Genomic DNA, 23,627 nt, shown 5'->3' with positions numbered 1-23,627 from the left:
GGATGTAGAATACTAGATGTTGTAGAAGAGGTTAGTTTACTGAAAATCTAAATTATTAGAAATTTTGTTCCAAAATCGAGGTGTTAATATGGTAAAATCAGAGTCTAAAGCTCGTAATAGTTCTAAAGAAATGCTCAGCTCCGTCAAAAAAGAAATCATTGAAGAAAGCATCGCAGCCGGTGAAAGCACCTTCACTGTTGTTAAAAGGAATGGAACGATTGTTCCCTTTCGAAAAGAGCGGATCTTTAAAGCTATTGAATCGGCGCTTCGCGATACAAAAAAGATTGATAAGGAAATTCCCCTTATGGATGATCTTAATGAAGTTGCTAAACAAGTCACCCATCAAGTCGTTGAACAGCTTTTTGAGCTGGCATCAAAAAATGTCTCTCTAACAGTTGAAGGAATCCAAGATCTTGTCGAAGTCACTCTGATGAAAAATGGCCAACATGACGTTGCTCGTGATTATATCATCTACAGGGACCACCACAAAGAGTTGAGAGGAGACGACCCCCGCAATATAAAGGTGGTTCGCCGAGATAGCGAGACCCCTGTACGTTTTAATCCGATTAAGATCGCTGCCTCGATTGAAAAAATCTTCAGACGATTAAACAAAATTGAAGGGCAAACTCCCAATGACATTATTTCGATCGTCAATACCCTTTCTCAACAGGTTGTTGGAGAAGCTGTTCACCTGGCAAAGACTGACGAACTTCATATTCACCATATTCAAAACCTCGTTGAAGAGGCTCTTATGGGAGCTGGCTATTTCCAAGCAGCAAAGGATTATATCCTTTACCGCGCAGAGAAAGGACAGCAAACTGGCGCAACAGCCCCTTCAAAGAAAAAAAAGCGCCGCAAAGCAAAAGATGGTGAGAGAAAGTTCGAATTTCAAGCGCAGGATGGCGAGCAAAAGTCTATTACTGAAACCCAGCTCCTTGATCGCCTTGATCATGCATGCCGCGGGTTTGAAAAAATTGCAAAGCCGGAAGAGCTTTTAGAAAGTGCCATCCTCAATTTCTATGAAGGAATTAAGGAAGAAGAGGTCGACCAAGCGCTCATTATGTCAACTAAAGCAAAGATCGAAAAGGACCCAATCTTTTCTAAGATTGCAGCACGTCTTCTTCTTGATAAGCTTTATCGTGAAACGCTCGAAATAGACACCCTCAATCATGACTTAGAAAAAAGACACATTGCGTACTTTAAAAAATATATTGCCCATGGCATCAAACTCGACCAGGTTTCTTCAGAGCTTGCCAAGTTCGATCTTGATGCTCTTGGAAAAGCGATGAAGCTGGACCGAGATGATAAATTCCAATACTTGGGATTGCAAACCCTTTACGATCGCTATTTTATCCACGAGAACCAGCGACGCCTAGAAACGCCTCAAATTTTCTGGATGCGTGTCGCTATGGGACTTGCGATGAATGAAAAAGATAAAACCAAGCACACGATTGAGTTCTACGAAACCCTTTCAAAACATGACTATTTGTCAGCAACTCCTACTCTGTTCAACTCAGGAACACCCCACTCTCAACTCAGCTCTTGCTATCTCTCCACGGTTATGGACGATTTAGAACATATTTTTAAGACCATCTCTGATGATGCACAACTCTCAAAATGGGCAGGAGGGCTCGGAAACGACTGGTCCAATGTTCGAGGAACAGGAGCTCGTATCAAAGGAACCAACGGACAGAGCCAAGGAATTATTCCTTTCCTTAAAGTCGCAAACGACACCGCCGTAGCTGTCAATCAAGGAGGAAAACGCAAAGGAGCGATGTGCGCCTACCTTGAAACCTGGCATATCGATATTGAGGACTTCATTGAGCTTCGAAAAAATACAGGAGATGAGCGACGCCGTACTCACGATATGAACACTGCAAACTGGATCCCCGACCTCTTTATGAAACGGGTGAAGGAGAATGGAACATGGACTCTGTTCAGTCCTAATGAAGTGAGTGATCTTCATGATCTATACGGGCAAGCGTTTGAAAAACGATACCTTGAGTATGAAAAAATGGCTGATGAAGGAAAAATCCTTCTCTGGAAACGGGTCGAATCCCTCCAACTCTGGAGAAACATGCTGAGCATGCTTTTTGAAACAGGACACCCGTGGATTACTTTCAAAGATCCTGCAAATATCCGCTCTCCGCAAGATCATGTCGGCGTCGTCCATAGTTCAAACCTTTGTACAGAGATTCTTCTCAACACATCAAAAGAAGAAACCGCAGTCTGTAACCTTGGCTCGATCAACCTAGCTGAGCATGTGACTGGAAAGGGACTCGATGAGAAAAAGCTTGCGAAAACAATCCGAACAGCAATCCGGATGCTTGACAATGTCATTGATGTGAACTTTTACCCGATTCCTGAGACTAAAAATGCCAATATGGCTCATCGAGCAATTGGCTTAGGCCTCATGGGATTCCAAGATGCTCTCAATATTTTAAGCCTTAGCTATGCTAGCCATGAAGCTGTTGAATTTGCCGATCGTAGCATGGAAATGATCTCTTACTACGCACTTCTCTACTCTAGTGAACTAGCAAAAGAGAGAAACCCTTATCCAAGCTATAAAGGTTCAAAATGGGAACGAGGGCTTCTCCCAATCGATACGATCGATCTTTTAGAAAAGGAAAGAGGGGAAACGGTTGAAATGGACCGTTCCTCTTCAATGGACTGGGAGAAAGTGCGAGAGTCAATCCGTAAGCATGGAATGCGCCATAGTAATGTGATGGCAATTGCCCCCACAGCAACCATTGCAAATATTGCAGGAATCACCCCATCGATTGAGCCCAACTATAAGAATCTTTATGCAAAATCAAATCTCTCTGGAGAATTTACATTCTCTAACTTCTATCTCGTGAATAAGCTCAAGGAGCTTAATCTCTGGGATGATGAGATGATTGACGATCTTAAATACTTCGATGGATCGGTTCTCGAAATCGGACGGGTCCCTAAAGAGTTGAAGAAACAATTCCTCACCTCTTTTGAAATTGATCCTGAGTGGATCATCGAATGCGGATCCCGTCGCCAAAAATGGATTGACCAAGCGCAGTCTCTCAATCTTTATTTGGCAGAGCCAAGCGGTAAAAAACTCCATAACATGTATCTATTTGCGTGGAAGAAAGGAGTAAAAACAACATACTACTGCCGCACACTTGGAGCCACACAGATAGAGAAATCAACTCTCGATATTAACAAACGTGGCCTCCAGCCACGATGGATGAAAAGTGAGTCCCCTTCTGCTAGAATAAAGCTCGATCGAGATGCAGAACCTGCGGTTCCTGTCTGCAACCTCGAAGAAGGTTGTGAAAGCTGTCAATAATAAGGAGAATAATGATGCAAGAAAATACAAGAGCAAAAGCTGCCGCAAAGCGGCTCATCAACTGCACAACTGTTGATGTAAACCAACTCATGCCCCTAAAATATGACTGGGCGTGGGAACATTACCTCAATGGGTGCGCCAACCACTGGATGCCCACAGAGGTCCCTATGGGGAAGGATATCGAGATTTGGAAATCAAATCAGCTATCTGATTCAGAGCGTCTTCTCATTATGAGAAACCTCGGTTTTTTCAGCACTGCTGAAAGTCTCGTAGCAAACAATATCACCCTTGCAATCTATAAGTACGTCACGAACCCTGAATGTCGCCAATATCTACTGCGTCAGGCCTTTGAGGAAGCGATCCATACGCACACTTTTCACTATATCGTTGAATCACTCAATCTTGATGAGGGTGAGGTCTTTAACATGTACAATGAGATCGAAGCAATCCACGATAAAGACAAGTTTGAGATGAAATTGACTGAAGACGTCCTCGCAGGAAACTTTGATACTTCAACTTTAGAAGGAGCGCAGAAGTTCCTTGAAAACCTCATTGGATTCTACATCATTATGGAAGGGATTTTCTTTTATAGTGGTTTTGCAATGATCCTTTCCCTACATCGCCAAAATAAGATGACTGGAATCGGTGAACAGTTCCAATATATTCTGCGCGATGAGACGATCCACTTAAATTTTGGGATCGATCTAATTAATGGAATTAAAGAAGAGAACCCTGAACTTTGGTCCCCAGACTTCCAGGACTACACGATCGGAAAAATCCGCGAAGCTGTAGAACTTGAGATCCGTTACGCAGAAGAGTGCCTTCCTAAAGGAATTCTGGGTCTCACCGCGCCGATGTTCCGCGAATATGCACAATATATCGCAGACCGCCGCCTAGAGCGTATTGGGCTTAAAATCCAGTACAACTCCAAAAATCCTTTCCCTTGGATGAGTGAAACCATCGATTTAGGAAAAGAGAAGAACTTCTTTGAAACTCGCGTGACCGAGTATCAATCCTCATCCACCCTAACATGGTAAACTAAAGGGCGCCTTTTGGCGCCCCTTTCGTAACAACTATACTCTGAGAGTCAGTCGATCTATAAGACTGATTACCCTTGGGGAATCAGTGCTTCTTTTGGCAGAAGTAATACTATTCGTAAAAAATAACGTCATAAAATAGCCCACGGTCTTGAGCAGAGCCTTCTCACTCTGGTTGGAGTGTCAACAAATGCATTCCATGCATCGCAGCAGGCCATCGTAATCGCATCATAATCTTCATAACAGTGATTCGCTAGATGTTCATCTCGAAGCGTTTGCCATACTTGTTCTGTTGGATTCAACTCTGGCGAAACCGGAGGAAGCCGTAGAAGGCTTATGTTGCTAAACCTTTTAAGTCGCTTTGTTGTATGCCAAGCAGCTCTATCCAGCACAATAACTGCATGCCTTCCTTCAGGAATCTTCATGGAAATGTGCTCAAGATGCACAAGCATTGCCTCTGTATTTACAGCTGGCATTACAAGGCCTACAGCTTCATCTCTGACGGGGCAAATAGCTCCAAATATGTAAGCGTATTCAAATTGCTGCTGACGTGCGAGCCGAGGACGTGTTCCTTTATTGGCCCATGTACGGGTTACAGTGCCTCTTTGCCCCACTCTAGCCTCATCTTGGAACCAAATATCAACAGACTCTATTTCTACTCCTGCTGGCAATGCCTCAACTACTTTTTCTGAGAAGTTTTTTTAAAAGTCTCTTGGGCTTCTAAGTCTGCCTTGGGGTGAATTAATCGACCCGAGATCCAGACGAGGTCAGCCCTTTTCAATGTATTGTATACCGTCTTCAAAGATGGGTCGACTCCATATTTTGTTTTCATCAATTCCAAAATGTCTTTCCCTTTGATACGACCACCTACTTTCTTCTCTTGCAGCTCTAAAACAGCTTGCCTGAATGCAGCTTGATTTTCTAGAGGTATCAATGGCTTCTTACCTCTACCCGGCTTATCTTTTAACCCTTCGAAACCTTCCGTTCTAAATCTCTTGACCCACCTCATCAAAGACCTGAGCTTCACCCGTACAAAGACTGCTGTTTCTGTAAACGTCTTCCCTTCTTGGAGATGGGCAAATGCCAGAAACCGTCTCCTTTCTCTTGGACTCCCCTCTGTTTTAGCAAGCTTATCGAAATCGTACTGATCAAGTCCTTTTATCTGGGCGGCCTTTCTTCCTCTCAACACTCACCTCCTGTTAAACTCAAACAGCTTACATGAAAAGACCAATTAAATTTATGACTTTATTTTTTACGAATGGTATTATATCAAAATCTTTAATAAAAATGAACTAAATACTAAATCGCTGTTTACTAGCAAGATGTAAAAAATAATCACTTTAGACTATTAAAAGAGAATGTATTATGTCGCTTATTTGGCTCACAGGATTTTCAGGATCAGGAAAGTCAACCATTGCAGAAGCTTTTCACCAAATCAATGAAGCTCCCATTTTGGATGGAGATAAGGTGCGTGAACGGCTTGAAAAAGGACACATTCATGGGGCCGAAGGGCAAAACCAAAACCTTCAGGCTGTCATTGCGCTAGCAAAAGAATTTCTGCAAACAAATCCCTACATAATTGCGGCCTTTGTCAGTCCCAAAAAAGAACTGAGAGAGCGTGTTAAGCACGAAATCGAAGCAGAAGGACATCGATTCGTCTTAGTCCATGTGCAAGCATCGATTGAGACGTGTCAACGTCGAGATCCTAAAAGTCTCTATCAAAGACTTCAAGCGGGTGAAAATATCAAACTTGCTGGAATCAATGTTGATTACGACGTCCCAGAAAATCCCGATGTGACTTGCAACACTGAAAAAATGCCTGCAAAAAGCTGTGCTCAAGAAATTTTGAAGCAAATATAATGCGTTTTAAGTATGATGGGGGAATGGAAAACGCAGCATCAAAAAAAGTTGGCGATCAATACCGCGACTACGTCTACACTAAAGTTCTTCCCCTAGAAGAGCTTCAAATGGTGCTCTATGAGCTAACACATGAACCTACCGGAGCAAGGGTGGTTCATTTAGAGGCTGATGATCCTGAAAACCTTTTTTGCTTATCTCTTCAAACACTTCCGAGTGACTCGACTGGTATCGCCCATATTTTAGAACACACGGTGCTATGTGGTTCCAAGAAATTCCCCGTGAAAGATCCTTTTTTCTCCATGGCCCGTCGTAGTTTAAACACCTTCATGAATGCGATGACAGGAGCCGATTTTACCTGCTATCCCGCCGCTTCGCAGGTAGAAAAAGACTTCTATAATCTTCTTGAAGTTTACCTTGATGCCGTTTTTTACCCTGAACTCAAAGAAATGAGTTTTTTGCAAGAGGGACATAGACTAGAACTTGATCCCAATCTCACATACAAGGGTGTGGTCTATAATGAGATGAAAGGGAGCCTCTCCAATCCTGAAACAAGACTTTGGCACGAACTAACAAAGTATTTAACCCCTGATTTGACCTATGCGTTTAACTCAGGCGGAGAGCCGAAAGAGATTCCTAATTTGACTTGGGAGCAGCTCAAGACATTCCATGCAACTTACTATCATCCTAGCCGCTGCGCCTTTTTCTTTTATGGCGATCTTCCTCTTGAAAATCATTTGGATTTTGTTGCAAAGAACGCTCTTAAGGGCGTGCAAGAGCTTCCCCCTCTTGAAAAAATACCCAAGCAAAAGCGATTCGAAAAACCCCAAACACGTGAAGGAAAATACCCTGGGGAAAATGGCCAACAGTTCGTGTCATTTTCTTGGCTCACCTGCTTGATAGACAATCAAGAAGACGCTCTTGCACTTGCGCTCATTGACTCGATCTTGATGGAAACCGATGCCTCTCCCCTAAAACATGCGCTTCTAAAGTCAAAGCTCTGCACTCAAGCTGATGGATACCTTGATACCGACATGAGTGAGATCCCCTATGTTATCATTTGTCGTGGTTGCGGCGCTGGAAGTGCTGAAAAGCTCAAGCAAATCGTTTTAGATACTCTAGAGAACCTAAAGATCCAATCAGAGCAAATTGAAGCAGCAATTCATCAATTAGAGTTTTCTCGATTAGAGATCACAGGAGACTACGGTCCTTTTGGACTGACCCTTTTTATGCGCTCCATTCTTGCTATGCAACATGGATGCCCCACTGAAAATGCCTTAACGGTTTACAGTCAGTTCAAAAAACTGCGCCTTTTAGTCAAAGACCCAGACTTTCTATCAGGGATCATCCGGAAATATTTCCTCGACAACCCCCACTTTTTAACCCACATTTTTTCTCCCGATAATACCCTGGAAAAAAGAGAACAAGAGGAAGAAAAAAAACGCCTCAAAACGATCGAACAAACGCTCACAAAAAAAGACCTAGATGCAATTAAAAAACAGACCAAAGCTTTAGAAAAATATCAAGAAAAAGTAGAGTCCCAGTCTCTTGATTGTCTCCCTAAAATTGGTATGGAAGACGTCCCTAAAGAGGTTACGGATTTTCATCTTGAGCACGAACAAATTGAACAACTCACCATCTTTCATCATGAGTGCTTTACCAATCATATTGTTTATGCACGGATGCTTTTTGACCTCCCCCAGATCCCCTATGAAGACCTTCCCTATCTTCAACTATTGATTTCCATTCTTCCAGAACTCGGGGCAGGAGGAAGAGATTACCGCGCGAATCTAGACTATATTAACTTGTACCTAGGAGACTTTGGAACATCTTTAAGTCTCTATCCACAGATCGGTGATCCAAATCATCTAAGGCCCGCTTTTGGATTTAAGGGAAAGGTCCTTAATCGAAATCTTTCGAAGCTGTTTTCACTCTTTTCAGATATTTGCATGACCTCCGATTTGAAAGACAAAGGCCGAATCAAAGAGCTGATCCTCCAAATCCACACCTCCCTAGAGAACCGTCTCACTAAAAGCGCCATGACTTATGCCATTCAACGTTCAGCCAGAATATTCTCTTTAACACCCTTTATCAGCGACGCACTAAATGGCCTTTCCTATTTTCAGTTCGTTAGAAAGATTGCTAAGGACATCGACAAGCATCTCCCCCATCTCATTGAGAAATTTTTACAACTAAGAGGGAGTTTATTTCATTTTACATCACCTCACTTGGTGCTTAGCTGCGATAAGGATCAGTACAGAATGCTATCCAAAGAAAAATTTTTCGATCTCTCGAGCCTTCCCTCTAAACCCTTTACACCTTGGGAAGGGTATTCACTCCCCAGCTCAGGAGTATCAGAAGCCCGTACCATTTCATCACCTGTTGCTTTTTCTTCCTTAGGAATGAAAACAATCACTCACTCCCCAGTTCTATCAGTATCCACCGATCTTATGGAGAACACCTTTCTCCATAAAAAACTACGGGAGCAGGGAGGAGCCTATGGTGGCGGTGCAAATTATAATTCCCTAACGGGGATCTACTATCTCTATTCCTACCGCGATCCTCATATCTCCTCAACATTTGAAACTTTTCTCGAAGGAATTACCCAAATTGCTAAGGGGAAATTCACACAGCGAGATCTCACCGAAGCAAAACTTGGAATTCTTCAAGATGCTGACGCTCCGGTTTCTCCTGGCAGCCGGGCAAGCGTTGCCTATTCTTACTTCCGCGAAGGCCAAACCAAACAAACTCGAGAAGAGTTCCGTGATCATCTGCTCAGTGTCACTAAAGAAGAGGTGAAAGAAGCCGTCAAGGAAAAGCTCGATCCTTCTAGTGGGATCAAAGCCACATTTGCTGGAGATACCCTCCTAAAAAATGAAAATCTTGGGCTAAAAATCGAACCTATTTAGGGCTCGTTTAAGAATAATAGGAGATTTGCCGGGGGCGTCATCAGATCCTTGTGGAGATGACTGTATCCTGTAGTGGTGAGGTATAGCTAAAATATTTCGTTTTAGTTATAATTTTTTGAATGACATATTCGCTAGATTTTAGAAAAAAAGTTCTATCGATCCGGAGCAAAGAAAAATTAAGCTTTGCCCAAGTAGCAAGACGCTTTGGAGTAAGTGTAAATAGTGTGTTTCTCTGGTCTAAGAGGTTAGAGCCGAGGCGCACTAAAATCAGACCTGCAATAAAGATTGATAGAGAGATCTTGATGGAGGATATCAAGAAATACCCTGATGCCTTCAACTATGAACGAGCACATCGTCTCAAAGTAAGCACTTCAGGCATTCGGTGTGCCATGAAGAGGTTAAGAATTAGCTATAAAAAAAACGCTCAACCATCCCAAGGCCTGCGAAACAAAAAGACAAATCTTTCAAGGAAAAATCGCAGAATATAAACGTTTGGGAAAGCCAATTGTATATATTGATGAAAGCGGGTTTGCCCATGATATGCCCCGCACCCACGGTTACTCCAAAATAGGACAGCGATGTTTTGGCACTCATGATTGGGAAGCAAAAGGAAGAACAAATGCAATAGGGGCATTACTTGGAACAAGCCTCCTTACACTTGCGTTATTCGAGTGCAATATTAATACAGATGCCTTTTCCATTTGGGCAGAGGAGGACTTGCTACCGAAACTTCCCTCTGAAAGTATTCTGGTTATGGATAATGCTTCATTCCATAAAAGCAAATCTATGCAAGAGAAGATCCACGCTGCAGGCCATACCTTGGAATATCTTCCTCCCTATTCCCCTGATCTAAACCCTATTGAACACAAGTGGGCACAGGCAAAGTCTAAGCGAAGAAAATATCAATGTGGAATAGACGAACTTTTCAAGGAGTACTGCATATAACTAATTTAAGTCACTTTAGCTATAGCTTTAAGAACTGTTAGATCAAAAAATGTATATATTTGTGTTTTTCTAGAATCAATAGAGCTGAAAGCGATTTGTATAGCAGCGATTTCAGGCTGTTTGTTTGCCCTAGCCTCACGTGCTCCTCTTTTAGAACTGAAACCAAAAGTCACCTTGAGTCAACTCACCCCTTTTGCCCTTGCAAGTCTCGCCATAGCAACTATTATAGCAGATGTTAATGTCAGGTGCATTCCTATCACGAAAAGTTTTATCAGGTGTCAAAAATCAGAATGCGTTAGAGATGACACCGGATGTTATTTCAATTTGATTGATAAGAGCTCCACTGATCAAGAACATAGGAATAAACAGATTGGTTTTTTAGGAACATCCTTTATCTCAATACTGACTATTCTTGTGGGAACCGTTGCCTATCGAGCAGGCCTGATTTTTAAGAAACCATCGTAAAGGGAAGCGTTATTGAGAGAGGTTTAAAGCTTAATGAAACGAAAATGTACGTTAGGGGTCCAAAAACCTGACCTGTAAGTCTTTTTTTTAAGTTGCATCAAATAGTTTCAATAAAGATCCCTGTAGCAAGCGATGACAAAGGATGCTGCACATTAATTCTGTTATCTTGGATTTTGCTTCTTATAATCCATAATTGCTGTTTGGGTTTACAAAATGAGTCCTTAGGGTTTTCTAAAAAATACTCTTTGAGTTAAGCTCAGGTATTAATTTAGGAGTTTAAGAATGCATCGTTTTTTATCTGGAATTGTTTTAATTATCTGCTTATTTTCTATACATATTGAAGGGAAAGAAACCGGAGCAAGTAACTCCATAGCTTATGGTAAGCGGTATCCAAGTTATAAAAGTACTCCAGGAAAACCTTTTTCACAGCCATTCATTGAAGTCGCCAAAGGATGCACTCCTGCTGTAGTCTTTATCAGGGCAGAAGGGGGAATGGAAAGTGGCTCTAACCAGATGTTCAATGATGACTTCTTTAATCACTTTTTCGGTGGACCTCCAAAACGGCCCCAACAACCTCAAGTAAGCCAAGGTTCTGGGTTCATCATTTCGAAAGAGGGCCATATCATGACCAACCTTCACGTCGTGAGGGGGGCCAAGAAACTGACTGTAACACTTCAGGATGGCACAAACCGTCAAGTATCGGCAACTTACATTGGTGGAGATAGCCATACCGATATTGCAGTGATTAAAATCGATGATGACTATGGGAATAATTTTCCCTTTCTGGAATTGGGAGATTCAGACGATTTAGAGGTTGGTGAATGGGTTGTAGCCATTGGAAACCCCTTCTCTTTAGAGGCAAGTGTTTCCGCTGGGATTATCAGTGCAAAAGGGCGCCAAGGACTCCAAATTACTGACTACGAAGATTTCATTCAAACCGATGCGGCCATTAATCCAGGAAACTCTGGAGGACCTCTAATTGACCTCGATAAAAAAGTTGTGGGAATGAACACCGCGATTGTTTCTCAATCGGGAGGCTACATGGGAATTGGGTTTGCAATTCCAAGCAATATTTTAATGAATATCAAGGAGCAGCTTGTTGAAAATGGTGTCGTCACTCGTGGATTCCTAGGGGTATCTCTACAACCCATAGATAGTGATCTTGCTGAAGCATTTGGAACAAGCGCCACTCAAGGAGCTCTTGTTGTCGATGTCGTAGAAGGATCTCCTGCCGAAGAAGCAGGCCTCAAACAGGGTGATATTATCACAAAGATGAACGGAATGTCCATGAAAGGACCTGGGCAATTGCGCAACGACGTTGTGCTTCTTCCTCCAGGAACTAAAGTGAATCTTACAATCAATCGCAACGGTAAAACAATGAATCTGCCGGTTACTTTGGGAACCTTTGGAGCAAACACTCTAGTGTCTAATACAACAGCATCAAAACACCTTGGGTTCTCTGTTGACAATCTCACCAACCAGAACATTCAACAATACAAATTCAATCAAGACGACAAAGGAGTCGTTGTTGTTACGGTTGAGGCAAACACTCCTGCCGATCGAGCAGGAATTAAGCCAGGATTCCTTGTGATGGCTGTGAATCACCGAAAAATCACCACTGTCACCGAGTTTAATGAAGCTCTCCAGAATGTAAAACCTGGAGAGAGGATTCTTCTTCTTGTACGCCAAGGACAAGTCATGAAGTTCTATACTCTTAAGGCTCAATAGAAATTTGCATAAGAAAAATGGTGAGACCCTGAAGGAGTTGCGCAAAACGCTGCTGCGAAAGAGGGTCTCCATTAAAGTCTAGCCACGTTGAATTAATCTCCAGTTGGAAAGCTTCGACCTTATGCCGATAAGCCCACTTTGTAATAGTCAGGTTCTTCGACGCTGAAAATACATTTGAGGAAAAGTTTGTGAGCCCCTCCTCGCGGAAACAAGCCGTAATCTTATTGAGTATGCGCTTTTGACAGGAAAGACCATGAAGGGTCCCATAATCAATGTCAAAGGGGCGAGATTGATGAGCACGATGCAAATCGATCACAAGTTTCGGTTTTATCTCATTGATGAGAGTACTTAAAGCTTTTTTATAGGCATTCTCGTCATCATTATTCGGGTCGCAGGGAGGATCTCCCGACGTATAGATCACCGTAGCATCTGTTAATCGATGAAGAAGAACAGCAAGTTCCCCTGTTCCCTGATCTGCGTACTTTCTATTCTTTCTAAAAACAGGGAATGCATGGGGGGCTGATAGGATCACTGGTCGCTCTCCTCTAAGGACCGTCACCCAACCTTCACCCTTTAATTTAAGATTCTGGGCCTCCATCACATGGCAGGGCTTTACCAAAGTCTTTTTATAGCAAGTCTCCTGTGAGCAGGTTGTCAGAAACGATAATGATGCAATGATAAACAGACGCATGACAAGGTATCTTGACATAGGCGCCTGATAGAGTTCAAGAGGTTCTGGTTCAAAAAACGCTTGGCTTCTGTAAAATTGAATTTTTCATGTGTTAGGTGAGAGGTCAAAATGAGAGATTCTTATACCATTCGTAAAAAATAACGTCATAAAATAGCCCACGGTCTTGAGCAGAGCCTTCTCACTCTGGGAGGAGCTAACAATTCCCAGACTTTATCTGAAATATCGTGGCGACGATGCGATGCTTTTCCCATAGAAAATTCCTTTGTTGCATTGGTATAAGACAGCAAAGTATATCAAATTCAAAATTTCTTGACGACACTATCTAGAACGCAAATATGGACGTCGATTTTTAGGGTTTTGTAATTACTTCATATACGAGCTTAGCATAGTCTCGAATCTCTTGCCACTGCTTACATTCGATAAGCTCGCCATCGTTGATTCCATATCCTGGGTCATTGGGTCTATTAGGGTCCTTTTTGAAGTCTTCGATCATTTTAGATAGCTTCTTGAGCACCTTGCATTGCTTATTTGTCACATCAAGCTTGTTATCTTCAGCACCATGTATGACTGTTATTACATCACATAGATACCTAGAGCACGTTTTCATGCAGTTTTCCTCGTCGTATAGGGGAAACTCTTTCCTCACCCAAAAGCGCTCTTGATACTCTTGTTTGGATATCGTCCAGATTTCTAAATACACGTTGATCAGGCAGTGCTCAAGACTCGTCTCAGGGATATGCTGGCGTCTTTTGAATTGCTCAATAAGAAAACTTGGGTAAATCTTTTTTTCTTCTTCATGAACTTCTTCAGTTGTTGCGTCTCTTTGCTTTATCTCTGGACGTTTTTCTCTTGGGGGGCGAGACTTTTCCCATGCATCGAGGTCGTCTCCTGTGATCTCCTCATATACGAGCTTGGCGTATGCTTGTATCTTATGCCATTTTGGATCAGCAATAATTGCAGAGTCGTTAAGGCCGTATCCTGGGTCGTCTGGAACTTCGTCATCTGCTTCAAAGTCTTTTATCATATCGTATAGCTTCTGTAGCACTTCTCGTTGCTTAGCTGTCATTTCAATCGTATAGTCACTGGTATCTAAAACAGCACGGGCATGTGGGAAAAAGGTCGAAAGCGTTTCCATATAGTTATCTCCCATCATAGGAGGCTCTTGCCTTACCCAGAAGCGCTCTTGGTATTCTGCATTGGAGATGACCCATGTAGTGCGAATGAGCTGTAAAAAATCGGTGATTTTAGTTGGGTTGTAAGGAATGCTTTTTCCTGTTGCTTCCTCAATTCTTATTTCTTCCCTAATCGATGCAAGACCTTTGACTATGAAAGGAGGGTACATTCTTTTATCTCTAGAAAGTCTGTTGTTCTCTTCCGAGATTTTTTCAGGTATCACTTTATTCCCACCCTTTGAATTGATAATTTTCTAAAGGAATATGAGTATTTGCAGCTGCTTCGTCTACCCATACTTCATCTGTGGTTAAGAATTTATTATTCTTACACTGAACCACATAATGGGTCTGCTGTCTCATAGTACCATTCATCTGTTTACCCTCAATAATCGCAGTCACTGGATTCTCTTTGCGTAGACCAGGGCAGATTCTGATCAGGAGGTTTTGTGGATTACTTGTTCCAGGCTTTCTAAATATTATACCGCCATTTTTATCTGCAAATTCCGCTACATATTCAGTGGGAAAGAGCTTTGGATTCTCAAAAGACTTAAATCCAGAATAATCTAAAACCCTACGTATTTGTAACTCTGAGAGGTTATCACCTGAAAACTCTCTTGTTAGTGACTCATAGAATTTTTTTGGTGTTTTAGCTACTCTCTTAAGACGATCAATTTTTGGAGAAGCAACTTTCCACCACTCAAGCTCTGGACCCTTGTTTACGTATGGTATATCGAAGGGTTTTATATATGTGATTTCCCTCTTGGAAAGACTTGCAACAGTCTTATCACTAACAAAACTACATCGTAGTATGCGGTTCTCTATCAACTGCCTACCCACTTCATGCCTAAAGGCTACCGTGGACAGTGCCCTGTCCTGTAGTGGACTAACAGTGCTCATAGATTTTAAAGCTCTAAATGCTTTCGGTATCGAACCTGCTGCACCACCAAAACCAAAACCAAAGGCCACCCCAGCTGCTTTATTGGTGTCATGAGCTTCTGCCATAACGAGGCCTACTACGCCGCCTTCACAAGCCATGCCCAGTACGCTAATGCCTTCTGCGACTCTTATGACCTTTCCAACACCTCCAAAAGAAATCATCTCACCAACGAACTCCCCAGCTCTTGCTCCGAAAGAATGAGGGTCCTTGATATGTACAAGCTTGTCATACTTCAATAGCGCGCTAGCCGAGAATCTTTTAAAGTGTTCTTTTGGACATTCAGCTCCGGACACGTCAGACATATCAGGAAGCATTAAGCTGCAGATGCCTCGGAGAATTTTAGCACCACCCTTTGGAATGCTTTTTGTGAAGTCGTTAACAGCAGCGCTTTTCACCGTCTTTAAAGCATCCATAGCAGACCTTGACTGGAGAGTTACATCGATTAATGCAAACTCCATAGATCCAGAAAAACCTGCCATTTGAAGTGGTCTATTATGCGCTGGTCTTATATCTACAGGATTACTCCTCCCAAGACTTCTAAGCTCCATTGGTGGCACTTGCACATTGTTTGCCAGACCTTGCCCCCAGTAAGCTTGATAATTCAAGGGGGCTTTAGGGCTATTATCTACAACAGGCGTTTGGTATTGCATGTTTTTGTTGAAGAGTTGGCCTTGTTGCATCGCCTGAACATTCTCCCACTGTCCTGCATTAGGCTCCCTTATCTGTGGTCTATTCGGAGGTGGAGGGGCTTGAGACAATTCTCTTGGCACATATCTATCTGAAGAGGTAGATGGATTCGTGGTATACAGCGGCATCTTAGTTGCAGATATTTCACCGCTTACTGCAACGTTTTCTTTTATCCAATTCCATGCTTTCCCTACTACTGTTTTGGGTTTCTTGGGCTTTTCAGGTTTAGATTCTGGAACTGGAATTCTCTCTATCCCTTGTAGACTATCTAGTGTCTTTTGGGCGTCATCTCTTTCTTCTATCGCCTTTGATAGATTCTCGTTTCCCTTGATGACTTTGCTCAATTCCTTAGTTGCAGAGTTGAATGCACCACAGGCTTTTTGATACTTTGCAAATTTCTCATTGAGGTATTTATTTGCTTCTGCAACACCAGCTTCTTTTTGTATGAGCTCATTTTGTGCTGCTTGGATCTTTAGAGCATGTTGCTTGCTGTCTTCTTGCTGCTGTAAGTCTGCCAGAGTTGGTTCTTGCTTGGGGTATTTTTCTTGTTCTTCTGGAGTAAGTTCTCCGTCAACTTTTGGTTTAGGAGCTTCCTTGAACTTTTGGTCAACGTACTGCTTAATGTAGTGACTTTGAACATCTCCATTGGATATCAATGCTCTTGCGATGCGTATGTCAAGCGGCGTTGTCTCATCTGTCTCAGGAAGCTGATTAACAGCCTCAGCTACGCTAAAACCTAGTACTTGGCAGACTAGCTTTTTCTTATCTTGCGTTAATGCGCCTTTGAGTACAGATCCACCAAGGTTTCTTAAGGCAGACTCTCCTTTTCCTGTCTTTTCTGCTCGAGTTGCTAGGTCAAGAAGATCAACACCAAGAGCCGTTCCTAGATCCCAGGAATTTCTTCCCATTGCGCTACCAAGACCAAAGCCTCCAAATAGCTTTAAGACTTGCACTGCCTGATCTTTTCCTTCAGGGTCGATTGTATTGCCAAAAGAGTTCATTGCCGTTTTTGCTGCTTGTCCAATTACTAAGCTTGGATCTCCCGTTATAAAGGATAACCCTCCAGAGATCAAGGCACTACATAGATCATCTTTTAGCTCGTTTCTATGTTTATTTGAGAGCTGATGATCTCGTATCTTTTGCTGCTCAGCGTAGTGCTTTGCTGCTGTCCAGAGTGCTATCGCTCGAGTGAGATCTTCCTTTGTGAGTCTTGGTCTTTCGATGCTTTCTTTAGAGGGGGATTGCTTGAGATAGATCTTAACCTCTTCAATGTCTTTCTTGAGCCACTCTGATACCAATAGGCTGCTGAATATCTCCTTCAGTGCTTTCATGCATTTGGGAAATAATCTAGGAAATATGGAAAACTCTCGCAAACAGGTATCGTGAGTATCTAGTTGAAATACATCTCCAATCTTTTGTCCTGCTTTATTCAGAGATTTTATAAGCTGCCCCTTCAGGCCATACTCTTCTTCAAGGATCTTCTTGAGCTCAAGAATCACTTCTTCTGTTGGTTGATGATAAGTACAGTGGATATCTGAAAAGTCTCCAGCATCTATGGTGTATTCGACTTTTTCACTCACGTCTGCATAGCCTCGAAAATGATCAGCTAACAAAATAGATGCTTCTTTAGCTAAGTTGTTAACACCACGTATCTCACGGAAGAAATCAACAAAAACCTTTTGAAAGCGCTCATCTTCCTGCTGCTTTCCCAAAACAAAGAAATAACTTTCTTGAATCTTCCTATTGATTGTTGTCTGCAGGGTTTTCATGTGCTGTGTATTGGCAGATATCCTCTGTTGAGGGCTCGGATACCAGGGATCTATAGAGTCAAATAGCTCTTGATACTTTGCTTCTGGAAGTCTTAGTGGTAAATGTCTTGCCGGAGGAGAGTTTTCTGGAGAACTAGATGCAGAACTATAACCGCATGACTTGTCACTAGAGATGGAGCTTATGGAGCTTGCTGATGGACTTGATGGAGGCCGGAAGTCCTGCGGTGGTCTAAGATGTGTTAAATTCTGCATCGGCTCATGCTACTAGTTTGATCAAGATGCCATAAGAGCTTAATCGATAGCGGTTATCTAGTCAAAGATTTACAACCACATATCAAAAAATTCCCATATTCTATCTAGATAGTGTCGTCATGAGATAGAAGCCCAAAGAGCGATACAACGAATTTGCACTGCAGCTATGAATGAAGCTGTGTTTTTGGCATATCGAGTGGCTATTCCACGCCATCGTTTTAGGTGGAGAAAAGCATTTTCTACAAGGTGTCGAAGCTTATATAGTTCTTTATCAAATTCTCTCCATTTTTTGCGATTTGACCTCAGAGGAATGACTGGATTTATGCCTTGACTCATAGCTAAAATATTTCGTTTTAGTTATAATTTTTTGAATGACATATTCGCTAGATTTTAGAAAAAAAGTTCTATCGATCCGGAGCAAAGAAAAATTAAGCTTTGTCCAAGTAGCAAGACGCTTTGGAGTAAGTGTAAATAGTGTGTTTCTCTGGTCTAAGAGGTTAGAGCCGAGGCGCACTAAAATCAGACCTGCAATAAAGATTGATAGAGCGATCTTGATGGAGGATATCAAGAAATACCCTGATGCCTTCAAATATGAACGAGCACATCGTCTCAACGTAAGCACTTCAGGCATTCGGTGTGCCATGAAGAGGTTAAGAATTAGCTATAAAAAAAACGCTCAACCATCCCAAGGCCTGCGAAACAAAAAGATAAATCTTTCAAGGAAAAATCGCAGAATATAAACCTTTGGGAAAGCCAATTGTGTATATTGAACACAATTGGGCACAGGCAAAGTCTAAGCGAAGAAAATATCAATGTGGAATAGACGAACTTTTCAAGGAGCACTACTTATAACTAATTTAAGTCACTTTAGCTATATCATAAGCTTTATCGGCGAGCAAATGCTCTGCTGAAATACCTTGGATCAAGAAACTTGCTTGAGTGCTGTCATGAGTGGTACCTTGCGTAACAACAATTCGGACTGGCATACCATGCGCATCCACGGCCAAGTGTATTTTTGTGTTAAGCCCCCTTTTGTCCGACTCATGTCTTGATTACCGCCTTTAGCTCCCGATGCATGAGGGTGCACCATGAGCCATTCATAGTCAGGACCTTCCACTAAACATTCAAGCAACGCTTCCCAAATTCTAGCATCCCGCCAACGACAAAAGCGACGGTGAGTGTTTTTCCAATCTCCATAATCAGGTGGTAAGTCTCTCCAAGGAGAGCCTGTTCGAAGAATCCAGAAAACAGCGTTAATGAACAGACGGTTATCTTTTGCTACGGCGCCCCAACCCCCTTTTCGACCTGGCAGGTGAGGAGCTAACAATTCCCAGACTTTATCTGAAATATCGTGGCGACGATGCGATGCTTTTCCCATAGAAAATTCCTTTGTTGCATTGGTATAAGACAGCAAAGTATATCAAATTCAAAATTTCTTGACGACACTATCTAGTCTAAGCATAGTGTTATTCTCCTATTTTGAGCTTCAGGTTCAAAAATACAAAAGAAAATCTATGCTGCTTTCATCAAGCTTTTTACGTCAATTAATTACTTTAGTAAAATCAAAAGATCACAGATAAGCCAACACAGCGCGATTAAACACCTTGTGGGGTGGAGAGCTTGAAAAAACTACTTGTTGTGGAGGCTAAAGGAAAGCAGGGAACAAGAAATGACCTTAAAGAAGATGTAAAGAACATTGGACACAATTGCGGGCGAAGTAAAGACGAGAGATCAGAAAGAATAGATCGCAAGCTTTCAGAAGTTATCGGGGTGTTCAGTACACCGTTGATAATAAAGACGATGGAAGTGGATCGGTCTCCCGGAAGACAGAAGCTCCAAGCGGAACTCCATTGCATCTCTCCCATAAATCTTATCCTCTAAACACAGTTCATTGAAAATACCCTCCAAACTCGATAATGCCCAAAGAATAAAACATCTGAAAATCGAGTGGCCAATATGAGCAATCAAGAAGAAACAAAACCTGTGGTTTTCCAGGGCATCGGAATAAAATCGTTTATTTTTAAAGAAAAGTATTTAACAATCTGTTGTGATCTATTTTTGATCACCAAACCCAAGGAGATAAGAATGTCTATTTCAGTACAAAACATGCCACAAAATCACACATTTTTGATTGAGATGACTACGCAGTCACCAAGTAAAACAGTCTTAATTAATCAAGGTTCTGAAGGGCTGAAAGTAGGCGTCAAGACAGCAGAAGGAGCGGAAAAACAAATCCCAAGATACATGCTTCAAGGACTTCCTAAAGCAAAAGAAGTACCACAAGCATTTTTCGAGCAGTGTCACGCTACTGTTAGTGAAAATTCCGTGAGGTTTAATGGTAGATTGAAAGGTGGGGGAGGTAGCGATCGTGATATTTCAGAAGTAATAGATGCTATTGAACAAATGGATATATGCGATTTTGTTGATTCACAAAATGATGCACCAGATTTTTCAGGCTTCGCTTGTGAAGAAACTGAAGCTGCTATAGCGGATTGTATCGATTCTTGTGATAGATCCGATCAAGACGATAGCGGTGCCCCATTTGGTTATGATGGAGATAGGAATATTGAGTGTGTCCGAGAAGATCGAGAGACAGTGAGAGAAAGTTCTGAGAGAGTGTTTAGCGATAGTACCGCTTCAGCAATTGGATCATATGCAGGTTTGATTGCACAAACTGCCTCTGAGAGATATTTGGGTAATCCAATTCAGGCTGAACTCCATGGTACTGCAGCAGGCTCAATAGCTGAAAAAATAGCATCTTCAATGGTATCAGAACGCACCTCAACCTATTCTGATGGTTCTCAAAAAACGAGCAATGCAACAGGAACTAGAACGACATACTCAGACTCAAAAGGAAATCCCATTTTTTCTGAGCATCGAGATCTTCAAGACGGAGATTTTGGATATTCAAACTACCATAAAAATGGACTAGAAAGAGAAAGAACTTTCATAACAGACTCAGGAACCCATACTGTGACTTATGATAAAAAAGGGGGGAAAACAAACCAGTCATTCAAAGGTAATAATGACTGTAATATTTCATAAAAAATTAGGACAAAAGTGGATCGGTCTCCTGGGAGGTTGAAAAATTAAGCATTATCTTCTAGATGTAGCTAAACGTAAACTTATTATTTTAATGTCTTTGCAAAAGACAAGATATCAAACCACAAGAAGGGATGGTATTCGACGCGGAGCGTTTTTAAGGATTTAGGTTTCGTTGTTTGTAGGCTTCGACATTTCTAAATTCAGATGAAGCGCGATATAGCTAAAGTGACTTAAATTATTTATAGGCAGTGCTCCTTGAAAAGTTCGTCTATTCCACATTGATATTTTCTTCGCTTAGACTTTGCCTGTGCCCACTTGTGTTCAATAGGGTTTAGATCAGGGGAATAGGGAGGAAGATATTCCAAGGTATGGCCTGCAGCCTGGATCTTCTCTTGCATAGATTTGCTTTTATGGAATGAAGCATTATCCATAACCAGAATACTTTCAGAGGGAAGTTTCGGTAGCAAGTCCTCCTCTGCCCAAATGGAAAAGGCGTCTGTATTAATATTGCACTCGAATAACGCAAGTGTAAGGAGGCTTGTTCCAACAGGGACTTTTCATAAAAAAGACTTTACAGAGATGTCGTTGATTAATATTCCAAGTAGTTTAATAAGATAGCTATCGTTCCACCCAGCTAGCCGCCGTCTCTTTGCTATCCCTTTTGCTCCCTTTGCATCTACCTGAAGTATCGACTGCGCCATTCGCCGAAAAACCGCAAAATTCTCAGGGGCATTACCCGTGCTTATACAACAGGCATCTTCTTTGAAAACTACGTCCATCATCCAATGAAGATGGTTCTCTATTCCCCAGTGCCCTCGCACTAGCTTTATCGCCTCCTGAGGAATTAAAGAAAGGCTTGAGATGTAGTGACGTTTTTCTACGCTAACTTTCCCCCTAACTTCTCGTCTTGAAGTTACTTCGATAAGAGTCTTTAAGTCTTGCCACTCTTCTCGACAGTCTAACCATTCTAGGTTACTGGCTACAGCAACTTCTCGCTCCTCGATTCTTCCATGAGCTTTTTCAATTTTCTTGGCCCTAGCACACTCTGCCCCTTCATATTCAACCTCCCTTGCCTGATCGAAGAAGTTTTGGGCTTCATCATGTAAAGTTCCTTGGTTGCCTTTTAGAGCTATCACGTAATCGCCTCCTGCCCTGCGAATGTCTTCCACAATTTTTTTCTGACAGCCTGCAGCGTCAATAGTGATAATTGATCCTTTGATATCTATGGCTTTTATCAATTCTGGAATGGCAGTAATTTCATTTGATTTTTCCTCTGTTTTGACTTGGCCTAGCAACAAACTTCGACCTGTTTCCCAAGCCGAGACAAGATGAACTGTTTGCTTGGATGCCCCATTGAGCCTTTTACCATCGATTGCGATAATTTGCTTTTTCACTTCAACAGGAAGAGCTTTCATCCATCGAATGAAAGTCTCTTGTAATTTTTGGGGGTTTAGCATAACGAGAAGCCACCAAAACACTGTATAGCTGGGAGGTTTTTTGATTCCAAGAAGCCGTTGGAATAAGCTGATTTTTGTACATGCATACTCATGAATATGGATGATAGCATTAGCCCCAGCTATGACCGCTGCTAAGATAATGACTAGTAGGGCAACCAACGGATACGACAAGTTATCTTTAGCACGTGGATCTTGGATATCTTTGAATTCTATTTCTATGGACTCAATGAAGGCTTGCTGATCTAGGAGTTGATCTACTTCAGAATAGAACTTGGCCACTTGTTTCTTTGACATAAACACCTCTAAGTTAATCAGAAGTGTTATCTTCTGTTAAATCTTAGTCAATGTCAAAACTTTTTCATGAAAAGTCCCTGCTTGTTCCAAGTAATGCCCCTATTGCATTTGTTCTTCCTTTTGCTCCCCAATCATGAGTGCCAAAACATCGTTGTCCTATTTTGGAGTAATCGTGGGTGCGGGGCATATCATGGGCAAACCCGCTTTCATCAATATGTACAATTGGCTTTCCCAAACGTTTATATTCTGCGATTTTTCCTTGAAAGATTTGTCTTTTTGTTTCGCAGGCCTTGGGATGGTTGAGAGTTTTTTTTATAGCTAATTCTTAACCTCTTCATGGCACACCGAATGCCTGAAGTGCTTACGTTAAGACGATGTGCTCGTTCATAGTTGAAGGCATCAGGGTATTTCTTGATATCCTCCATCAAGATCTCTCTATCAATCTTTATTGCAGGTCTGATTTTAGTGCGCCTCGGCTCTAACCTCTTAGACCAGAGAAACACACTATTTACACTTACTCCAAAGCGTTTTGCTACTTGGGCAAAGCTTAATTTTTCTTTGCTTCGGATCGATAGAACTTTTTTTCTAAAATCTAGCGAATATGTCATTCAAAAAATTATAACTAAAACGAAATATTTTAGCTATAGGAAGAAGTTGCGGAGGCTTTTCTTAAAAGATTCATGGAAAAGTAGATGCGTTGGGAATGCCTTTAGGGTTTATTATTACTGCAGGTCAGCAATCTGATATTGGCCAGGGAGAAGCTCTTTTAGGAAATGATTACTGTGATTTTTTGCTTGCTGACAGAGAATATGATAGCGATCCATTTAGGGAAATCTTAGTAGAGAGAGGAATTACTCCGGTAATCCCTGGAAGAAAAAGTAGGAAAGTAACCATTCAGTATGATGAGCACACGTATAAAGAACGAAATGCTGTCGAAAGGTTCTTTGGACGCATTAGGGTGTGTCCCTGAAGTCCTCTCCAAGGAGTTGTGCCTAGATTTTCTCATCTGTTGACGTGTGGAGATTGATAGCAACTTGGTAAAGTTGTTGAGATCAAACACAAA

General features: G+C 41.9%; 20 protein-coding genes and 3 pseudogenes. 11 read left to right on the top strand and 12 right to left on the bottom strand.

Annotated elements, in window-relative coordinates; translation table 11 throughout:
* The first annotated feature begins 130 nt into the window (after positions 1-130).
* The gene (locus R2I63_RS08470) at positions 131-3,319 is read left to right on the top strand and encodes a ribonucleoside-diphosphate reductase subunit alpha (protein ID WP_445083692.1); all 3,189 of its coding nucleotides are present in this window, start codon (positions 131-133) and stop codon (positions 3,317-3,319) included.
* Positions 3,320-3,330: 11 nt separating this feature from the next.
* Complete coding sequence (locus R2I63_RS08465; RefSeq protein ID WP_316356752.1) at positions 3,331-4,356, top strand: ribonucleotide-diphosphate reductase subunit beta; 1,026 nt, start codon at positions 3,331-3,333, stop codon at positions 4,354-4,356.
* A 131-nt stretch (positions 4,357-4,487) separates the two neighbouring features.
* Here the strand turns inward: R2I63_RS08465 and R2I63_RS08460 are convergent, their stop codons facing one another.
* Entirely contained in the window at positions 4,488-5,027 is a 540-nt protein-coding gene (locus tag R2I63_RS08460) for an IS630 family transposase (RefSeq protein WP_316356748.1), read from the bottom strand.
* Positions 5,028-5,035: 8 nt separating this feature from the next.
* Positions 5,036-5,545: a helix-turn-helix domain-containing protein gene (locus R2I63_RS08455; RefSeq protein ID WP_316356744.1), complete on the bottom strand. Its 510-nt coding sequence runs from the start codon at positions 5,543-5,545 to the stop codon at positions 5,036-5,038.
* Positions 5,546-5,721: 176 nt separating this feature from the next.
* Here R2I63_RS08455 and R2I63_RS08450 point away from each other — a divergent pair, with 176 nt between their 5' ends.
* The 5 genes from R2I63_RS08450 to R2I63_RS08430 all read left to right on the top strand — a co-directional run bounded on the left by R2I63_RS08450 (position 5,722) and on the right by R2I63_RS08430 (position 12,260).
* Positions 5,722-6,216, top strand: coding sequence for an adenylyl-sulfate kinase (locus tag R2I63_RS08450; RefSeq protein WP_316356741.1), 495 nt, complete (start codon positions 5,722-5,724; stop codon positions 6,214-6,216).
* Complete coding sequence (locus tag R2I63_RS08445; RefSeq protein ID WP_316356738.1) at positions 6,216-9,122, top strand: insulinase family protein; 2,907 nt, start codon at positions 6,216-6,218, stop codon at positions 9,120-9,122. The genes R2I63_RS08450 and R2I63_RS08445 overlap by 1 nt, the downstream gene beginning before the upstream one ends.
* 119 nt (positions 9,123-9,241) lie before the next feature.
* Positions 9,242-9,610, top strand: a complete 369-nt coding sequence (locus R2I63_RS08440; protein WP_316356349.1) for an IS630 transposase-related protein — start codon at positions 9,242-9,244, stop codon at positions 9,608-9,610.
* Positions 9,534-10,067, top strand: a complete 534-nt coding sequence (locus tag R2I63_RS08435; protein WP_316359802.1) for an IS630 family transposase — start codon at positions 9,534-9,536, stop codon at positions 10,065-10,067. The genes R2I63_RS08440 and R2I63_RS08435 overlap by 77 nt, the downstream gene beginning before the upstream one ends.
* 747 nt (positions 10,068-10,814) lie before the next feature.
* Positions 10,815-12,260, top strand: a complete 1,446-nt coding sequence (locus R2I63_RS08430) for a Do family serine endopeptidase (protein WP_316356737.1) — start codon at positions 10,815-10,817, stop codon at positions 12,258-12,260.
* Here the strand turns inward: R2I63_RS08430 and R2I63_RS08425 are convergent.
* The 5 genes and pseudogenes from R2I63_RS08425 to R2I63_RS08405 form a co-directional block, all read right to left on the bottom strand.
* Complete coding sequence (locus R2I63_RS08425; RefSeq protein ID WP_316356734.1) at positions 12,247-12,879, bottom strand: hypothetical protein; 633 nt, start codon at positions 12,877-12,879, stop codon at positions 12,247-12,249. The genes R2I63_RS08430 and R2I63_RS08425 overlap by 14 nt on opposite strands.
* Before the next feature lie 215 nt (positions 12,880-13,094).
* Positions 13,095-13,238 carry a hypothetical protein gene (locus tag R2I63_RS08420; protein ID WP_316356732.1) on the bottom strand — a complete coding sequence of 48 codons (144 nt, stop codon included), beginning with the start codon at positions 13,236-13,238 and terminating at the stop codon, positions 13,095-13,097.
* 62 nt (positions 13,239-13,300) lie between these two features.
* On the bottom strand, positions 13,301-14,347 hold the full coding sequence (locus R2I63_RS08415; protein ID WP_316356729.1) for a hypothetical protein: 1,047 nt from the start codon (positions 14,345-14,347) through the stop codon (positions 13,301-13,303).
* A gap of 1 nt (position 14,348) precedes the next feature.
* Positions 14,349-17,768, bottom strand: a complete 3,420-nt coding sequence (locus R2I63_RS08410) for a hypothetical protein (protein ID WP_316356726.1) — start codon at positions 17,766-17,768, stop codon at positions 14,349-14,351.
* A gap of 117 nt (positions 17,769-17,885) precedes the next feature.
* Positions 17,886-18,107: pseudogene (locus tag R2I63_RS08405) on the bottom strand (transposase); the annotation flags it as partial.
* Between the two features lie 32 nt (positions 18,108-18,139).
* Here R2I63_RS08405 and R2I63_RS08400 point away from each other — a divergent pair.
* On the top strand, positions 18,140-18,508 hold the full coding sequence (locus R2I63_RS08400; RefSeq protein ID WP_316356724.1) for an IS630 transposase-related protein: 369 nt from the start codon (positions 18,140-18,142) through the stop codon (positions 18,506-18,508).
* Positions 18,509-18,643: 135 nt separating this feature from the next.
* On the opposite strand, the pseudogene R2I63_RS08395 reads toward R2I63_RS08400, so the two are convergent.
* Positions 18,644-19,146: pseudogene (locus R2I63_RS08395) on the bottom strand (IS5 family transposase); the annotation flags it as partial.
* Positions 19,147-19,388: 242 nt separating this feature from the next.
* Here R2I63_RS08395 and R2I63_RS08390 point away from each other — a divergent pair.
* Complete coding sequence (locus R2I63_RS08390) at positions 19,389-19,649, top strand: hypothetical protein (protein WP_316356721.1); 261 nt, start codon at positions 19,389-19,391, stop codon at positions 19,647-19,649.
* Positions 19,650-19,724: 75 nt separating this feature from the next.
* Positions 19,725-20,813 carry a hypothetical protein gene (locus tag R2I63_RS08385; protein ID WP_316356719.1) on the top strand — a complete coding sequence of 363 codons (1,089 nt, stop codon included), beginning with the start codon at positions 19,725-19,727 and terminating at the stop codon, positions 20,811-20,813.
* Between the two features lie 239 nt (positions 20,814-21,052).
* Here R2I63_RS08385 and R2I63_RS08380 read toward each other — a convergent pair.
* The 4 genes and pseudogenes from R2I63_RS08380 to R2I63_RS08365 all read right to left on the bottom strand — a co-directional run.
* Positions 21,053-21,331 (bottom strand): annotated as a pseudogene (locus R2I63_RS08380) (transposase); the annotation flags it as partial.
* A 39-nt stretch (positions 21,332-21,370) separates the two neighbouring features.
* A complete protein-coding gene (locus R2I63_RS08375) occupies positions 21,371-22,564 on the bottom strand; it encodes an ISAs1 family transposase (protein ID WP_316356717.1) in 1,194 nt (397 codons plus the stop codon).
* A 64-nt stretch (positions 22,565-22,628) separates the two neighbouring features.
* On the bottom strand, positions 22,629-22,799 hold the full coding sequence (locus R2I63_RS08370) for a hypothetical protein (RefSeq protein ID WP_316356714.1): 171 nt from the start codon (positions 22,797-22,799) through the stop codon (positions 22,629-22,631).
* Positions 22,800-22,803: 4 nt separating this feature from the next.
* Positions 22,804-23,172, bottom strand: a complete 369-nt coding sequence (locus tag R2I63_RS08365; protein ID WP_316356711.1) for an IS630 transposase-related protein — start codon at positions 23,170-23,172, stop codon at positions 22,804-22,806.
* 68 nt (positions 23,173-23,240) lie between these two features.
* Between R2I63_RS08365 and R2I63_RS08360 the strand changes: the two genes are divergently transcribed.
* Positions 23,241-23,534 (top strand): transposase, encoded by a 294-nt coding sequence (locus R2I63_RS08360; RefSeq protein WP_316359800.1) that lies wholly within the window; start codon positions 23,241-23,243, stop codon positions 23,532-23,534.
* Positions 23,535-23,627 lie beyond the last annotated feature (93 nt).

This window comes from Candidatus Neptunochlamydia sp. REUL1 (assembly GCF_963457595.1).
Taxonomy (GTDB): domain Bacteria; phylum Chlamydiota; class Chlamydiia; order Chlamydiales; family Simkaniaceae; genus Neptunichlamydia.
This window is presented reverse-complemented; position numbering and strand designations above follow the sequence as displayed.

Coding starts and splice junctions, on each gene's coding strand:
- R2I63_RS08470 (WP_445083692.1), top strand. CDS start 131: ATGCTCAGCTCCGTCAAAAAAGAAATCATTGAAGAAAGCATCGCAGCC.
- R2I63_RS08465 (WP_316356752.1), top strand. CDS start 3,331: ATGATGCAAGAAAATACAAGAGCAAAAGCTGCCGCAAAGCGGCTCATC.
- R2I63_RS08450 (WP_316356741.1), top strand. CDS start 5,722: ATGTCGCTTATTTGGCTCACAGGATTTTCAGGATCAGGAAAGTCAACC.
- R2I63_RS08445 (WP_316356738.1), top strand. CDS start 6,216: ATGCGTTTTAAGTATGATGGGGGAATGGAAAACGCAGCATCAAAAAAA.
- R2I63_RS08440 (WP_316356349.1), top strand. CDS start 9,242: ATGACATATTCGCTAGATTTTAGAAAAAAAGTTCTATCGATCCGGAGC.
- R2I63_RS08430 (WP_316356737.1), top strand. CDS start 10,815: ATGCATCGTTTTTTATCTGGAATTGTTTTAATTATCTGCTTATTTTCT.
- R2I63_RS08410 (WP_316356726.1), bottom strand. CDS start 17,768: ATGCAGAATTTAACACATCTTAGACCACCGCAGGACTTCCGGCCTCCA.
- R2I63_RS08400 (WP_316356724.1), top strand. CDS start 18,140: ATGACATATTCGCTAGATTTTAGAAAAAAAGTTCTATCGATCCGGAGC.
- R2I63_RS08385 (WP_316356719.1), top strand. CDS start 19,725: ATGAGCAATCAAGAAGAAACAAAACCTGTGGTTTTCCAGGGCATCGGA.
- R2I63_RS08375 (WP_316356717.1), bottom strand. CDS start 22,564: ATGTCAAAGAAACAAGTGGCCAAGTTCTATTCTGAAGTAGATCAACTC.
- R2I63_RS08365 (WP_316356711.1), bottom strand. CDS start 23,172: ATGACATATTCGCTAGATTTTAGAAAAAAAGTTCTATCGATCCGAAGC.